Consider the following 15,391-nt stretch of genomic DNA (forward strand, 5'->3'; position numbering starts at 1 on the left):
CGTCGCGTTGTTCTACGCATTTTTGAACCCTTCCGTACCCCCTTGATGGACAACCCGACGAGTATCCGATGACCGATCAGATCCCCGATCAGCTCGCGCATCCGGCCGATCTCGCCGCGCCATCGGTCACAGGTGAGCTGAAGCCGCCGGCGCCGCTTCCGTTCACGGCATCCGAGTTGGCGCTGGATCCCGCGCCTGCGATCGACATCTCCGCCGAGCAGCCCGCCGGCTGGGTCGATCTGGCCGTTGTCGCAGCGGTGGTCGGCGTGGCGCTGGTCTATCTCTACCGCAAGCTGTGGCGCCGTGGCGGCCGCTGCGACGGCTGCGGCCAGGGTGCGTGCGGCGTCGAGCGGGTGGCGGACAAGTCACGGCCGTCGCACGCGGTAGCGGTGGCAATCCCTCGAAAGCCCCCGGGTCGCGAGGCCCGATGAAGGTGTGTCTACGGGCCGCAAGGATGCGCGCCGCGCGGGCCCCGCGGGTGCAGTGCGGGCCTTCGTCCGAGCGGCATCTTGCCGCGAAGCCGGCGGTCCGGCCTCCGGGCGGTCGGGCTTAACGCAGATTCAAGCCAGCGATGCCCAACCCAGCCGCACGGGCCACCGATCACAGCCGTCCCCGTCCGGGTCGCGGGACTCCGCCGGTGCTGCTCGTCATCGGCGCGCACCGCGGCGAGCTGGGTTTCGGCGAACGGGTTGCGGCGCGTCTCGATCCGGCCACCTTCGCCGTGCTGCGTATCCCGCTCGGTCTGTCCGGCCAGCGCCCTCTGCCCGACGAGCTGACGAGCTGGCGGCAACGCCACGGCGAGCTGTATCTGCAGATCCTCGAGCGCGTACAGCCGGGCCAGCAGCTGATCATCGACCTGCACACCGGCATCGATGAGCTGCGTCGCTCGGCCGACGTCTTCTGCGCCGCCCCGAACCTGCTTGCACGCATCGCCTCCGCGGGTCCCGTCGACGGCGACCCGGTTCGAGGCATCCAGCTCGTGGCCGACACCGGCGGCGCACTCGCCGATTTGGCCGGTGTCCGCCCGTTCCCGCTCGCGCGACCGGATCTGCCGCCGCTGGTGTGGGACCGGGCCACGCCCCGCTATGTGGGTGTCGAGGTGTATGTCGCCTGCGAGGGCAGCGGCAGCCCCGACGACCACGCCTTCGCGGCCGATCTGCTCCGACGCATCGTTGCCTGCGCGATGGGGGACGGCGCCGTCTGATCCGCGCGATCGGGTCCGAACCGGCACGGACAAGCAGGTTCGGCAAAGACCGCGTCGATCTTCGTTGAAGGCTTTTTCGACGGATCAGGTGCGAGCTGCGTCCTTCGAGAGCCCACAGACGAATGCGGGGCTTTCAGACATCCGCCTTGTCGTGAATCTGACAGACGCCTGGTCTTCTCCCATTAAAACAAAAGTATAGCGGTTGGCATAGGGCCTGCTTAAGAAGCTCCAAAGCGAACGCCTTCGGAGCCTTCATGAAACAAAAAGAGATCGCCGCGCTGCTCGACGAGCCGGCGTGTGCGCACAACGCGAAAGATAAATCGGGCTGCGCCAAGCTCAAGCCCGGCGCGACGGCCGGCGGCTGCTCCTTCGACGGGGCTCAGATCGCGCTTCTGCCGATCGCCGATGTCGCGCACATCGTGCATGGCTCCATCGCCTGTGCGGGCAACTCCTGGGACAACCGCGGGGCGCGTTCGAGTGGTCCGAGCCTCTACAAGATCGGTATGACGACCGATCTCACCGAGCAGGACGTCATCATGGGCCGCAGCGAGAAGCGGCTCTTCCTCGGGATCAAGCAGGCGATCGACAGCTACAAGCCCGCGGCGGTCTTCGTCTACAACACCTGCGTGCCGGCCTTGACCGGCGACGATGTCGGTGCGGTCTGTCGGGAGGCGCAGAAGCGGTGGGGCACGCCCGTGGTCTCGGTCGATGCCGCCGGCTTCTACGGCACCAAGAACCTCGGCAATCGGATCGCCGGCGAGACCATGGTCGCGCAGGTCTGCGGCGGACGCGAGCCCGACCCGGTCCCGCCGGGGATCGAGCACGAGGGCTTCAAGGTCCACGATGTGAATCTGGTCGCCGAGTACAACATCGCCGGTGAGCTCTGGAACGTCCTGCCGCTGCTCGACGAGCTGGGTCTGCGCGTGCTCTGCAGCCTCTCCGGGGATGCGCGCTTCCACGAGGTGCAGACCATGCACCGCGCGGAGGTCAACATGATGGTCTGCTCCAAGGCCATGATCAACGTCGCGCGCAAGCTCAAGGAGACCTACGGCATCCCCTGGTTCGAGGGCAGCTTCTACGGCGTCGCGGACGTCTCGCAGGCGCTGCGTGATTTTGCGCGGATCATCGGCGACCCGGATCTCACCCGGCGCACCGAGTCACTCATCGCCCGCGAGGAGGCCAAGATCCACGCGGCACTCGAACCCTATCGGGCGCGTCTGCAGGGTCGCAAGGTCCTGCTCTATACCGGCGGGGTCAAGTCCTGGTCGATCATCTCGGCCTTGCAGGATCTCGGGATGACGGTGGTCGCGACCGGCACCCGCAAGTCCACGGAGGAGGACAAGGCCCGCATCCGCGCGCTGATGGGCGAAGACGCGGTGATGATCGAGGACGGCAATCCACGCGGTCTGATCGATCGGGTCCGAGAGAACGACGTCGACATCCTGATCGCCGGCGGGCGCAACCTCTACACGGCACTCAAGGCCCGCATCCCCTTCCTGGACATCAATCAGGAGCGCGAATTCGGCTACGCCGGCTATGTCGGCATGGTCGAGCTGGCGCGCCAGCTCTGTCTGACGGTCGAGAGTCCGATCTGGGATGCGGTGCGGCGTCCGGCGCCCTGGGCCACGGCCGAGGGGCAAACCCATCCGACACCGGCGCAGTCCCTATCGCTCGCCGCAAACGAAAGCGCCCCTGTCGAGGTGCCGTCCCATGCCTGAGATCATCAAGCGCAACAAGGCCCTGTCGGTCAGCCCGCTGAAGGCCAGCAACACGGTCGGCGCAGCACTCGCCTTCCTCGGATTCAATCGGACCATCCCGATGCTGCACGGATCCCAAGGCTGCACCGCCTTCGGCAAGATCTTCTTCGTGCGTCATTTCCGCGAGCCCATCCCGCTGCAGACCACGGCGATCGACCAGGTGAGCGCCATCATGGGCAGCGAGGCGCAGGTCGTCGAAGGGCTGAAGACGATTTGCGAAAAAAGTGCACCGGACTTGATCGGGCTGCCGACCACCGGCTTGGTCGAGACCCAGGGCGCAGACATCGAGATGGCGGTGCGGGTTTTTCGCGAGACCTGGCCGCAGTTCGCGGGCATCGCGGTCGTGCCGGTCTCCACACCGGACTTCACCGGCTGTATGGAATCCGGCTATGCCCAAGCAACACAGGCGATCATCGAGACGCTCGTGCCGACCCGCGCCGAGGCCGGCACTCGGCCGGGACGTCGCGAGCGTCAGGTCAATGTCCTGCCCGGATCGCATCTCACACCCGGCGATATCGAGCATCTGAAGGAGTTGATCGAGGCGTTCGGTCTGTCCCCGATGGTGTTGCCGGATCTCTCGGATTCGCTCGACGGCCACCTGCCCGAGACCGACTACAGCCCCTTGACCATCGGCGGCACCCGCGTGAGCGATCTGGCGAGCGTCGGCGATGCCGCGGCGACCCTGGTGATCGGCGCCTCGATGGACGCGGCGGCCGATGCCTTGGCGGAGCGCACCGGCGTTCCGGATCATCGCTTCGCACATCTGATGGACCTCGATGCCGTCGACGGGCTCGTGATGACGCTCTCGCGGATCGCCGATCGCCCGGTCCCGGCCAAGGTCGAGCGGCAGCGCGCGCAGCTTCAGGACACCCTGCTCGACTGCCACTTCATGCTCGGCATGTCGCGTTTCGCGATCGCCGCGGAGTCGGACCTGCTGGTCGGCTTCAGCCGGATGCTCGCAAGCGTCGGGGCGGAGGTCGTCGCGGCCGTGGCCCCGGCCAATGCCCCGGCCTTGCAGGATGTTGTCGCACGCGAGGTCAAGATCGGCGATCTCGAGGATCTCGAGATCACCGCGCGCGAGCGCGACGCGGAGATCCTGATCGGCAATTCGCATGCGGTCCACACCGCCGAACGGTTGGGCATCCCGCTGCTGCGCGCCGGTTTCCCGCAATACGACCGCGTCGGCGGGTTTCAGCGGACCTGGATCGGCTATCGCGGCACGCGCGACGCCATCTTCGATCTGGCCAATCTGCTGCTCGGCGAGGAGCGCGGCGAGATCCATCCCTATCGCTCCACGCTCAAACAGCGCTCGGAGGCCGAATGCGAGATGCCGCGCCCACACTGACACGCTGCATTGGGAGCCGAGCCCGGACCCGCGCGACTTAATTTTCGTTCGATTCATTTTCATTTTCCTTAAAGCGCGGCCCTCATGAACCGCGACGTCGGCAACCGGACGACAGCCCATGACACACACACACGCCGCGACCAAAACAGCGCTTTAAGGAGCCCCGATGGGAATGGAACGACGACTGAAGGTTCTGAGCATGAGCGGCGAGGCGACATCGATGGAGACCGAGACACGTATCAAGGCGGCCTTCGCTTCCTCGGACATGAAGCAGATCGACCAGCACTTCGGCGCGGCCGAGTCGTTCGTCGTCTATGCGATCGATCCGCGGGAGCATCACCTGCTCGAGGCGATCCAGTTCGCGCGGCTCGCGATGGACGGCAACGAGGACAAGCTCGCCGCCAAGATCGCGGCCCTCGAGGGCTGCGACGTCGTCTATTGCGAGGCGGTCGGGGCCTCGGCCGTCAGCCAGCTTCGCGCCAAGGGCATCCAGCCCATGAAGGTCAGTCCGGGGACCTCGGTCAGCCGCTTGATCCGCGATCTGCAAGGCGAGCTGCGGGACGGCCCGAGCGCCTGGCTCGCGCGCACGCTCGCCGGCCGGTCCCCGGGGCGCAACCGTCGCTTCGATGCCATGGAGTCGGAGGGCTGGAGCGAATGATCGAGACACCCGCCACCGTGGTCGATGTGAAGCCGGGCGTTGCCTGGGTCGAAACCGTTCGGCAGAGCGCCTGCGGGCACTGCGAAAGTGCCGGCAGCTGCGGCACCTCGGTGCTTGCAAAGCTGTTCGGTGCGCCACGGAGCCGGTTGCGGATCGACGACGCACAGGGGCTGCGGGTCGGCGAGCAGGTCGTGATCGGCATCCCGGATGGAACACTGGTCCGGGCATCGTTCGTCGCCTACCTGATCCCGCTGGTGACCCTGATTGCGGCCGCGGGCGTGGCGACGCGGCTCGGCGCGGGCGAGGGGACCGTGGCCCTGCTCGGACTCGCCGGACTCGGCATCGGACTCTGGCTGAGCGGACGCATCACCGGCGGGCCATCCGCCCGCGAGCACTATCGCCCGGTCCTGGTGCGCCGCGGGGCCTCTGCGAATGTTCCGATGCCGTTCTGACACACGATCTGTACACACGCATGTCCAAGACGGACAGCCACTTAGAAGAGGAAATCACCATGACCGAGACACTTGCAGGAATCGCCGCCGACGAGGGTCTGATGCAGACCCAGTTCGTCATCGAGATGGACCGCCAGATGCGCGCCATCGACCCCTACGGCGAATTCGACGGACTCTCCACCGCGCAGCTCCTGGAGCCCTTCATCCTGACCAAGGAGAAGCGCCAGCAGATCCCCTTGGTCGGGGATCCCGACGAGACCGTCGTGGCGCGGATCAAGGCCTACTACAACGCCATCTCGGCGATGATCGAATCCGAATGCGGACTGATGGCGGTGCCTTTGGTCTACCTGACCCACGAAGGGTTCGGGCGCGTCGTCATCACGGTCGGGAAGCTGGTCGTGCTGGATCGCTCGCTGCGCGACGTGCACCGCTTCGGCTTCCCGTCCCTGTCGAAGATGAAGGACGAGGCCGACAAGGTGTTGTCGGTCGCGCTCGAGCTGATCGGCGGGCATTCCAAGGTGGCGGGCCTTTAAATCGCGCGGTCTGCGATCGGCGTTCTCCGCGAGGGCCACGGGCCTCTTGGTTGTCCACGACCCTCGCGGGACGCGATTTAGGTGATTGAACAACTTCAGGCGCAGGTTGGAGGTTGCGGGTATGACGGCTGATGAGATTCGTGCCTTGGAGAAGGCCGTGAGTAAGGCGAAACGGATCGCCACCGAGCGGGCCGGGGAGCTGCATGATTTGGTGGAGGATCGGTTGCCCGCGGGGTACGAGGAGATCCCGGGCATCGCTCAGACCACTTACGATGCCTGCCTCGCGTGGGCGCAGGCCAATGCCGCGCTGAAGGCGGCTCAGGCCGAGAGTGCCTGAACAAAACCACTTTCCGAACATGGAGAACACCCATGAGTGTCATCACCGGCATCACCCGCGGCGGCGTCCAATGGACGCCTGCGTTCATCGAGAGCATCAACCAAAACAACTGCATCGGCTGTGGCCGATGTTATAAGGTCTGTCCGCGCGATGTCTTCGAGCTGGTCGACCGCGAGGATCTCGATCTGGAAGCGCTCGACGACGAGGGCGACGACGATTTCGACGAGGCGCCCGGGATGGTGATGAATCTCAAGGACGCGCTCGACTGTATCGGCTGTCAGGCATGCTCGCGGGTCTGTCCCAAGAAGTGTCTCTCGCACGAGCCGCTTGCGGCCGCTGCTTAAACCGCGCCCGAAGCGGTATGCGCTGTTTTTGGATGGGATCGGCCCCGGCGGACTTGACGACCGTTGGAGTTGGCGCGGTTTAAACCGCGCCCAGTGCGGTATGCGATGTTTTTGGATGGGATCGGCCCCGGCGGATTTCAGCTCCGCTGGAGCTGGCGCGGTTTAAAGTATTAAAAAATATTAAATTTTAAACCGCGTCTCCGCATAGGAGTCGATCATCCGCCCCGGGGATCCGTCGGGCCGACGCGAGACCGTCCATCACGGGCATGTGTATGTCCATGTCCATCAGGATGGCGTCGTTCGCCGTTTGGTCGGTCGTCGCTACCGTGACGAAGATGACCGTGATCTCGCGGGTCATCCTCGTCTGCTCAGCGGGTCGGGGGGCGACGCTCGATGGGATCGCCGGGATCGGCCGGTCGAGCGCTAGGCCGGATGGACTCCCCGGATCAGGCCGTAATGGGCGCGATGGTGATATCGACCCGACGGTTTAACCGCCGGCCGGATTCCGTCTCGTTCGAGGCGATCGGCTGATTTTTGCCGTAGCCGGTGGCGATGATGCGCTGCGGCAACACGCCGTCGCCCTCCATGTAGTACTGAACGGCACCGGCGCGACGTTGAGAGAGCAGTTGGTTGTGCTCCGCAGAGCCGGTGCTGTCGGTGTGTCCGGAGATCAAGAGCTCGGTCTTGCCGTATTTCCTGACGATCGCCGAGATCTTGTCCATGGTGCTGTAGAAGCCGGGCTGGATGCGGTCCGAATCGATCTCGAAGGTGGTGGCCCCCGTCATGCGCACCAGCAGTTGATCGTTCGGCAGTTTTTGCACGCTGATCATGCCGCTGGCGATCTCGTCGGCGAGCGCCGCCTCGAAGTCCTTGCGTTGGCTTTCCATGTAGGCGCCGACGGCGGTTCCGACGAGCGCCCCGCCGACCGCGCCGATCAAGGCCCCGCGTCCCGCGTTGGCGCTGAGCGAGCCGATGATCGCACCCGCGGCTGCCCCCGGCGGTGCCGAGCGCTGCGCCGGCGCCGGTCTCGGTCAGGCCTGAGCCGTCGGCGGCGCAGCCCACGACGAGAACGGCGACAAGTGCGGAGGCGGCGAGGCGGTTCAACGGACGTGCTGTCATCTGGGTTCTCCCGAGGCGATTCGTAGTTAAACCGCGCCCAGCGCGGTATGCGATGTTTTTGGATGGGGTCGGCCCCGGCAGACTTGACGACCGCTGGAGTCGGCGCGGTTTAAGAGATTAAAAGGGTCGAAGATTCCAACCGGCGATCATAACAGAGACGCGTACCGCTCGTGTCGGGGAGGTGTGGCTGAAATGGCCCCTTTTCATGCTGCGTCGTCAGCGTGTCGGCGCTCATCGCGCATGTGATGCGTCACACGCCGCGTACGGGTGCGAATCGGCGTCTACGCTTGTCTCGGGCTTGAGCGACACAACATGTTCCCGAACGAAACACCATTCGCGGGACATGCGATCCATGCTCAGACTTGTCGTCAACCTCGTCGCCTTCCAGATCGCCTGGTTCGCCTGCGTGCTGGGCGGTGCGCACGGATGGCCTTGGCTCGGGGTCGGCGTCACCGCGCTGGTCGTTGCCTTGCATCTTTGGATGTCGGACGGGCCGCGTCGCGAGGCGATGTTGTTGGTGCTCGTCGGTGCCATCGGAGCCGTTTGGGACGGATTTCTGGTGCGCTTCGGGTTCCTCGAATACTCGTCGGGCATGCTTCTGCCCTGGCTTGCCCCGGTCTGGATCATCGCCATGTGGGTGGCGTTCGCGACGACCCTGAATGTCGTATTGAGCTGGCTGAAGGGGCGTTGGACCCTGGCGGTCGTGCTCGGCGCGATCGGCGGGCCGCTCGCCTTCTACGGCGGGCACAGGCTCGGCGCAGTCGCCTTCCCGGACACGTTCGTGGCGATGGCCGTGCTTGCAGGTGGCTGGTCCTTTCTGATGCCGCTGAGCGCTTGGCTGGCGCAGCGTTTCGACGGCGCCGGCTTTCCCAAGGCGGCGACCTTGACCACACTCACGGAGGACAGCGCAGGTGTTTGATCTCGATCTCTATCTCACCGGCTTGGGCGCCGCACTCGGCATGGGTCTCGGCGCCTGGCTCGTCAGCTTGAAGCTGAACGACGTCAGCATTGTCGACTCGCTCTGGTCGCTCTTCTTCCTGCTCATGGCCGCGGTCTTTCTGCTGGGTGCACCGGAGGTGGGCGAGCGTGCCTATCTCGTCTTCTTCCTGGTCACGCTCTGGGCGGTGCGGCTGAGCGTCTTCATCACCAAACGCAACTGGGGCCACGGCGAGGATCGGCGCTACCAGGCGATACGGGCGGAGAACGAACCGGGTTTTCGCTGGAAGAGCCTCTATATCGTCTTCGGCCTGCAGGCGATCCTCGCCTGGATCATCGCGCTTCCGCTGCTTGCGGCGACACTCGGCACCAACCCGCTCGGTTGGCTCGACTACGCGGCGTTGTCGTTTTGGCTGGTCGGGCTCTTCTTCGAAGCCGTCGGCGATCAACAGCTGGCCGACTTCAAGGCGCGGCCCGAGAACAAGGGCAAGGTCATGGATCAAGGGCTTTGGCGCTACACCCGCCATCCCAATTATTTCGGCGAGGCATGCATCTGGTGGGGCTACTTCCTGTTTGCGCTCGCTGCCGGCGGCTGGTGGACGCTCGTCTCGCCGGTGCTCATGACCTTCCTGCTGCTGCGCGTGTCCGGTGTGGCCTTGTTGGAAAAGGATATCGGCGAGCGCCGGCCGGCTTACCGCGACTATATCGCGCGAACCAACGCCTTCTTTCCGGGTCCGCCGCGACGGGTCCGGAGAGATTCGAATCTTTGAGAAATTAAACCGCGCCGGCTCCAGCGGCTCTGAAATCCGCCGGGGCCGATCCCATCCAAAACATCGCATACCGCACTGGGCGCGGTTTAGGTACCGGGAGAGATTCAGATGGAAACAGGACAACGCTGGTTGCGGTCGCGACGCGCGATCCGACATCAGACGCAGGTGCCCGCCGGTCGCCGTTGGTGGTCGGCTGCCGCGGTGGCTCTGATGGTTGGTACCGCACCGTTAGCTTGGGCCAATACCGAGTCGGCGAATCTGAGGTTCAAGGTCTTCCTCGACCAGGATCCGATCGGCGAGCACAGCTTCGATATCCGCGCGCTCGGCGAGGAGGCGCAGGTGTCGAGCCGCGCCAGTTTCGATATCAACTTCTGGATCTTCACTGCCTACCGTTATCGTCACGAGAGTCGGGAGACCTGGCGCGACGGCTGTCTGCAGACGATCGAGGCCACCACGGACGACAACGGCAAGGACTATCGTGTCCGCGGCGAGGAGAGCGGGGAGGCGCTTGCCCTGTCGGCCAACGGCGAGTCGCGGCGTCTGCCCGGCTGCATCATGACCTTCGCCTACTGGGACCGTGATTTCCTGGAGCAGGAGAGCCTTCTGAACCCTCAGACGGGCGAGCTGGTGCCCGTGCGCGTCCAGCCGCAGGGGACCGACTCGATCCGCTTCGGCAGCGAAGAGGTCGCCGCGGCCCGCTATAAGCTCAGCACCGACGAGCTCGACCTGATCCTCTGGTATTCGGACGAGCACGGATGGATCGGTCTCGAAAGCGATACCGGCAAGGGCAAGACGCTGCGTTACCAACGGATGGCGCCGTCATGAAGAGACTCTCGGCGCTTTTGATCACGCTACTCGTGCTCGCCTTTGCGAGCGGCTGCACCGAAGAAGGAGGCGCGCCCATGGATACCGTCAAACAGGTCGATCTCGAACGCTTCATGGGCAAGTGGTACGTGATCGCCAATATCCCGACCTTTGTGGAGAAGGGCGCCTACAACGCCGTCGAGTTCTACGCCCTGAACCCGGACGGCACCATCGCGACCACCTTCACCTTCAACAAGGACGGATTCGACGGGCCCTTGAAGACGCACAACCCGAAGGGCTTCGTGCGCGATACCGACACCAACGCACTCTGGTGGATGCAGTTTGTCTGGCCCTTCAAGGCCGACTTCCGCATCGTCTGGCTGGCGCCCGATTACAGCATCACCGTCGTCGGCCGGTCCAAGCGCGACTATGTCTGGATCATGGCCCGCGAGCCCGAGATCCCGCAGGCCATGTACGACGACATCGTCGCCTTCCTCGGTGGGCTCGGCTACGACACGACCAAGATCGAGAAGGTGCCGCAGCGTCCGGGCGGGTGAGGTGTGGGCGGGGGCGTTTGCCCCCGCGCGTCCCTTTCCGGCAACACGCTCGAAGACTCAATCGGGCTCGCGGATGAGCTCCCAGGCTTGTGCCGGCGAAAGAATCCGAACCTTCTCCTGAGCCGCAGCCAGATCAAGTAGATCGGCATCGCCGCTTACCAGCCAATCGGCATCTCCGACAAGCGCTGTCCACACGAACTTGTCGTCGTCCGGGTCGCGACTGAAGCGCATTCGGTCGTGGTCATGCTGATCCAACTCAACCCATTCCGTTGCTGCACTGAAGTCGTGAAGGAGCGCTTGACGGTGCTCCAGCGTAAGGTACCGGTCGAATTTGGGACGCCACAAGCGGGTCTCCAGCTCGGCGAACGTTTCCCGGGAAAACAACAAGCGTCCGTGCTCAAGTATGAAGTGCGTCACGAGCGAGGGCGGCGTGCCGCTCGTCAATGCGGCACTGATCAACACATTGGTGTCGATCACCGCACGCTTAACTGTCATCGGCCAGAAGCGTTTCGAGCTGCTGCTCGGTCAGCCCCCGAGCTGTGGCGTGCGCGGCGGTTTGATCCAACGTTCGGCGCAGTCGATCGGCGTAAAAAACCCGCATGGCCTCGTAGTCGCTTGGCGACACCATGATGCCCACGACCCGGTTTCTGCGTGTGACGCGAACGGGTTCGCGTTGCACGCGGTCGATAAATTCACCGAAATGGGTCTTGGCATCGTTGGCTGTGAAGGTTTGCATACTCGGGCTCCGTTGCTGTTGAATGATGGCTAAACTAGCCGAATCGTTCGATTCGTTCAATGCGCGTCGATCCTCGTCCGCGTCGTTTCTCATGTTCATGGCCATGTGCTCGGCGCTTCTCGGCGCGAGAGCAACCGCCTCGTGTGAGTTTTTTCGTTGCCCTGTCGGTCTTACCTTCCTTATCCTCCCCCGATTCGGGTCGACCGGCCCGCCTCCAGGCAGATCGCATCATGTCCGTCAACGCTTGGCTCAAGTCTCACCGTCCGCTTGCCGGTGCTGCGCTGACGCGCACCATCGGTCTAGGCGTCGGGCAAGGGCTGCTCGCCATCGCACAAGCCTGGTTGCTTGCCTTGATCCTGAACGCCGTGATCTTCGAGGGGGCGGGTCTGACCGAGATCGGGCACTTGATGGCGGTCCTGCTGGGGCTCTTCCTGGTGCGCGGCGTCGCCGTCTGGCTGGGCGAGCGCTCGGCCTTCCAAGCCGCTGCCTTGGTCCGCGCCGGTTTGCGCGATCAGGTGTTCCGCCACCTGCAACACCTTGGCCCGCGCTATCTGGCCAACGAGCGCAGCGGTGCCTTGGTCGAAATGCTCACCAAGGGGATCGATGACCTGGAGGGCTATTACGCCCGCTTTCTCCCGGCCATGACCCTGACGATGATCCTTCCCGTGGTGATTCTGGTCGTCGTCTTTCCGGCGGACTGGGTCGCGGGTACGGTCATGCTGGTCACCGCGCCCCTGATCCCGCTCTTCATGATCCTCATCGGGTCGAGTGCTCAGTCCAAGAATCAGCGCCAATGGAAGGAGCTCGTGCGCATGAGCTCGCACTTCCTCGACGTCATCCAGGGCCTGACGACCCTGAAGCTCTTCGGGGCGAGCCGTCGCGAGGCGGACGAGGTGGCGCGCATCTCCAATGCCTATCGCAGCAGCACCATGCAGGTCTTGCGGGTCGCCTTTCTCTCATCGGCCGTTCTGGAGTTCTTCGCCGCCATCGGCATCGCCATCATCGCCGTGTTCGTCGGCTTTCGGCTCTACGGGTTGGTGATGCCGCTGCCGGAGTGGCTGATGGCGCTCCCCGAGATCACCTATCTGCAGGGCCTCTTCATCCTGATGTTGGCGCCCGAGTTCTATGCCCCCTTGCGCAACATGGGGGTCCAGTACCACGCGCGGATGGCCGCCTCCGCCGCCGCCGAGCAGATGATCCGGGTGCTGGATGCCGAGCCGGAGGGGCGATCCGCATCCGACCCGAACGGCTCCGATCGGGCCGCATCCGGTCCCGCCCGGCTGCAGGCCCCAAGCCCCTTCGGTCTGCGTTTTCAGGATGTGCATTTCAGCTACGAAGAAGGTCGCGATGCACTGCGCGGCATGGACTTCGAGGTCCCCGCAGGCGCCCGTGTCGCACTGGTCGGGACCAGCGGGGCCGGCAAGACCACCGTGATCAATCTCCTGCTGGGCTTCCTCTCGCCGACCTCGGGTCGGATCCTGATCGGCGAGCAGGTGCTGTCCGACCTCGACCTCGAGGAGTGGCGCAGCCAACTCGCCTGGGTCCCGCAGCAGCCGCGTCTCTTTCAGGGGACGATCGGCGACAACATCCGGCTCGGCCGCCCGGATGCGGATCTCGAGTCGGTCCGTGCGGCGGCCCGTCGCGCCCGTGCCGCCGACTTCATCGAGGCATTGCCTGCCGGCTACGACAACCTGGTCGGCGAGCGCGGGGCGGGTCTCTCGGGCGGTCAGATCCAGCGCATCGCACTTGCCCGCGCCTTCCTGCGCGACGCCCCGCTGGTCATCCTGGACGAGGCGACCGCCAACCTCGATCCCGAGAGCGAGCGCCTGGTGCAGGAGGGCATCGAGGAGCTGGCCAAGGGTCGCACCCTCTTGGTCGTCGCCCACCGACTCGCGACCGTGCGCCGGGCGGACCGTATCCTGGTGCTCGCGTCGGGTCGGGTCGCCGAGTCCGGGACGCACGAGACCCTCTCCGCGTCGAACGGGATCTATGCCCGTATGATCGCGGCCTACGGCCAGACCGCACCCGGGCAGGCCGACGTTTGGAATCCGGAGCGGGAGGACGATCGATGAAGGAGCTGTTGCGTCTCTGGAGCCTGTTTCGGCCCTATCGCGGCTGGATGATTGCCGGCACCCTGATCGCCCTCTTGACCCTGATCGCCAATGTCGCGCTCATGGCCTTGGCGGGCTGGTTCATCACCGCCATGGCGGTGGCCGGTGTCGCCGGGGTCGCCATCAACTACTTCGCGCCCGCCGCCTTGATCCGCCTGAGCGCCGTGATGCGCACTGCCGGTCGCTATGCCGAGCGCCTGGTCAATCACGAGGCCACCTTCCGGCTGATCGCCGAGCTGCGGGTCTGGTTTTACCGCCATCTCGAGCCGCTGGCCCCCGCGCGTCTGCAGCAGTATCACAGCGGCGACCTGCTGAGCCGCATCCGTGCCGACATCGACGCCTTGGACAACCTCTATGTCCGCGTGCTGGTGCCCGTGGCGGTCGCCGCCATCAGCACGGTGCTCTTCTTCATCTTCCTGCTCCTGCACGACCCGTTGCTGGCGCTCTCCGGGCTCGCCTTCCTGCTCATCGCCGGCGTCGCCTTGCCCGTTTGGTCGCAAGGGCGCGGTCAAGCCCCCGGGCGTCGGCTCGCCGAGGACGAGGCCGAGCTGCGTGCGGCCGTCATCGACGGTGTTCAGGGCATGGCCGAGCTGACGATCTACGGGGCCAACGCGCGCCAGGCCGAGCGTATCGACGGCCTGGGTCGGCGCCTCATCGCCGACCAGGCCCGCTTGAGCAGCGATCACGGCGTCACCCAGGCGGCGGTCGGTCTGAGCGCGAGCCTGAGCCTCTGGGTGCTGCTCTGGCTCGGCATCCCCATGGTGCACGACGGCACCCTGATGCCCCCGCAGCTGGCCATGCTCGCACTCTTCACGCTGGCGAGCTTCGAGGCCGTCGCGCCGTTGCCCCAGGCCTTCCAGCTTCTCGGTCGGACACTGGCCGCCGCGCGGCGACTCTTCGCCATCGTCGATACCGATCCTCCCGTCGTCGAGCCGACCGCACCCTCGCCCCGACCGGAGCGCTTCGACATCCGCTTCAGCGGTGTCGGATTCAGCTATCCGGGTGCCGCGACACCGGCCGTCGCCGACATCCATCTCGAGGTCCCGCAGGGCACCCGAGCCGCGGTCGTCGGCGCCACCGGCTCGGGCAAGAGCACGCTCTTCAACCTGCTGCTGCGCTTCTGGGAGCCGGATGCCGGAGACATCAGTATCGGCGGTCACTCCATCACCACCTTCCGCGGGGACGACCTGCGCAGTCATATCGCGGTGGTCAGCCAGCAGACCTATCTCTTCGACACCACCATCCGCGAGAACCTGCAGATCGCTGCGCCCGAGGCCACGCAGGAGGCGATCGAGGCCGCCTGCCGCGTCGCCCAGATCCACGACTTCATCAGCGAGCTGCCCGACGGCTACGGCACCTGGGTGGGGGAGACCGGGGTGCGTCTCTCCGGCGGACAGGCCCGGCGCATTGCGGTTGCCCGCGCCCTGCTCAAGGATGCCCCCATCCTGCTGCTGGACGAGCCCACGGAGGGTCTGGATGCCGAGACCGAGCGCAGTCTCATGCAGGCGCTCGACCGTCTCATGGTCGGGCGCACCGTGCTGCTCATCACCCACCGCCCCGCCGGGCTGGATTGGGTCGACCGCGTTCTGGTTCTCGACAACGGGCGCGAGATCGCCCGCGGCGATTCCAACGTCATCCCGGAAGCCACGCAAGGGGCCTTGCTGCGAGACGCCGCGGGCGCGGCGGCGTAAGCTGACGGTGAGCGAGCACATCCCCGGTACAGGACAA

18 protein-coding genes and 1 pseudogene are annotated in these 15,391 nt (G+C 65.4%); 15 read left to right on the forward strand and 4 right to left on the reverse strand.

The features are described 5' to 3' along the window. Positions 1-68 precede the first annotated feature (68 nt). From KFB96_RS21665 to fdxB, 9 genes are all read left to right on the forward strand, one after another. Positions 69-431 carry a hypothetical protein gene (locus tag KFB96_RS21665; RefSeq protein ID WP_213456887.1) on the forward strand — a complete coding sequence of 121 codons (363 nt, stop codon included), beginning with the start codon at positions 69-71 and terminating at the stop codon, positions 429-431. A 140-nt stretch (positions 432-571) separates the two neighbouring features. Further along, positions 572-1,204, forward strand: a complete 633-nt coding sequence (locus KFB96_RS21670; protein WP_213456885.1) for a hypothetical protein — start codon at positions 572-574, stop codon at positions 1,202-1,204. Positions 1,205-1,458: 254 nt separating this feature from the next. Then, positions 1,459-2,922, forward strand: a complete 1,464-nt coding sequence (gene nifE, locus KFB96_RS21675; protein WP_213456883.1) for a nitrogenase iron-molybdenum cofactor biosynthesis protein NifE — start codon at positions 1,459-1,461, stop codon at positions 2,920-2,922. Next, entirely contained in the window at positions 2,915-4,306 is a 1,392-nt protein-coding gene (nifN, locus tag KFB96_RS21680) for a nitrogenase iron-molybdenum cofactor biosynthesis protein NifN (RefSeq protein ID WP_213456881.1), read from the forward strand. Before nifE ends, nifN begins: the two co-directional genes overlap by 8 nt. Before the next feature lie 166 nt (positions 4,307-4,472). Next, a complete protein-coding gene (locus KFB96_RS21685) occupies positions 4,473-4,964 on the forward strand; it encodes a NifB/NifX family molybdenum-iron cluster-binding protein (RefSeq protein WP_213456879.1) in 492 nt (163 codons plus the stop codon). Further along, a complete protein-coding gene (locus tag KFB96_RS21690; protein WP_213456877.1) occupies positions 4,961-5,416 on the forward strand; it encodes a SoxR reducing system RseC family protein in 456 nt (151 codons plus the stop codon). Before KFB96_RS21685 ends, KFB96_RS21690 begins: the two co-directional genes overlap by 4 nt. 59 nt (positions 5,417-5,475) lie before the next feature. Continuing rightward, positions 5,476-5,949, forward strand: coding sequence for a NifX-associated nitrogen fixation protein (locus KFB96_RS21695; RefSeq protein WP_213456875.1), 474 nt, complete (start codon positions 5,476-5,478; stop codon positions 5,947-5,949). 121 nt (positions 5,950-6,070) lie between these two features. Further along, entirely contained in the window at positions 6,071-6,286 is a 216-nt protein-coding gene (locus tag KFB96_RS21700) for a CCE_0567 family metalloprotein (protein ID WP_213456874.1), read from the forward strand. A gap of 32 nt (positions 6,287-6,318) precedes the next feature. Beyond that, positions 6,319-6,630: a ferredoxin III, nif-specific gene (fdxB, locus tag KFB96_RS21705; protein ID WP_213456872.1), complete on the forward strand. Its 312-nt coding sequence runs from the start codon at positions 6,319-6,321 to the stop codon at positions 6,628-6,630. 187 nt (positions 6,631-6,817) lie between these two features. On the opposite strand, the gene KFB96_RS21710 is transcribed toward fdxB, so the two are convergent. Continuing rightward, positions 6,818-6,988: a hypothetical protein gene (locus KFB96_RS21710; RefSeq protein WP_213456870.1), complete on the reverse strand. Its 171-nt coding sequence runs from the start codon at positions 6,986-6,988 to the stop codon at positions 6,818-6,820. A gap of 88 nt (positions 6,989-7,076) precedes the next feature. Further along, positions 7,077-7,749 (reverse strand): annotated as a pseudogene (locus KFB96_RS21715) (OmpA family protein). Between the two features lie 352 nt (positions 7,750-8,101). Here KFB96_RS21715 and KFB96_RS21720 point away from each other — a divergent pair. The 4 genes from KFB96_RS21720 (at position 8,102) to KFB96_RS21735 (ending at position 10,816) form a co-directional block, all read left to right on the forward strand. Further along, positions 8,102-8,668: a DUF2878 domain-containing protein gene (locus KFB96_RS21720; RefSeq protein ID WP_213456866.1), complete on the forward strand. Its 567-nt coding sequence runs from the start codon at positions 8,102-8,104 to the stop codon at positions 8,666-8,668. Next, positions 8,661-9,455: a DUF1295 domain-containing protein gene (locus KFB96_RS21725; protein ID WP_213456864.1), complete on the forward strand. Its 795-nt coding sequence runs from the start codon at positions 8,661-8,663 to the stop codon at positions 9,453-9,455. The genes KFB96_RS21720 and KFB96_RS21725 overlap by 8 nt, the downstream gene beginning before the upstream one ends. A 108-nt stretch (positions 9,456-9,563) precedes the next feature. Continuing rightward, positions 9,564-10,280, forward strand: coding sequence for a DUF6134 family protein (locus KFB96_RS21730; protein WP_213456862.1), 717 nt, complete (start codon positions 9,564-9,566; stop codon positions 10,278-10,280). Continuing rightward, positions 10,277-10,816: a lipocalin family protein gene (locus KFB96_RS21735; RefSeq protein ID WP_213456860.1), complete on the forward strand. Its 540-nt coding sequence runs from the start codon at positions 10,277-10,279 to the stop codon at positions 10,814-10,816. The genes KFB96_RS21730 and KFB96_RS21735 overlap by 4 nt, the downstream gene beginning before the upstream one ends. Positions 10,817-10,873: 57 nt before the next feature. Here KFB96_RS21735 and KFB96_RS21740 read toward each other — a convergent pair whose 3' ends face one another. Next, complete coding sequence (locus tag KFB96_RS21740; RefSeq protein ID WP_213456858.1) at positions 10,874-11,311, reverse strand: putative toxin-antitoxin system toxin component, PIN family; 438 nt, start codon at positions 11,309-11,311, stop codon at positions 10,874-10,876. Further along, entirely contained in the window at positions 11,301-11,552 is a 252-nt protein-coding gene (locus KFB96_RS21745) for a type II toxin-antitoxin system prevent-host-death family antitoxin (RefSeq protein WP_213456856.1), read from the reverse strand. Before KFB96_RS21745 ends, KFB96_RS21740 begins: the two co-directional genes overlap by 11 nt. A 230-nt stretch (positions 11,553-11,782) precedes the next feature. On the opposite strand from KFB96_RS21745, the gene cydD reads away from it, so the two are divergent. Further along, positions 11,783-13,624: a thiol reductant ABC exporter subunit CydD gene (gene cydD, locus KFB96_RS21750; RefSeq protein WP_213456854.1), complete on the forward strand. Its 1,842-nt coding sequence runs from the start codon at positions 11,783-11,785 to the stop codon at positions 13,622-13,624. After that, entirely contained in the window at positions 13,621-15,354 is a 1,734-nt protein-coding gene (cydC, locus tag KFB96_RS21755) for a thiol reductant ABC exporter subunit CydC (protein ID WP_213456852.1), read from the forward strand. The genes cydD and cydC overlap by 4 nt, the downstream gene beginning before the upstream one ends. The last annotated feature ends 37 nt before the right edge of the window (positions 15,355-15,391 follow it).

The organism is Thiocapsa sp., from assembly GCF_018399035.1.
Classification (GTDB): domain Bacteria; phylum Pseudomonadota; class Gammaproteobacteria; order Chromatiales; family Chromatiaceae; genus Thiocapsa.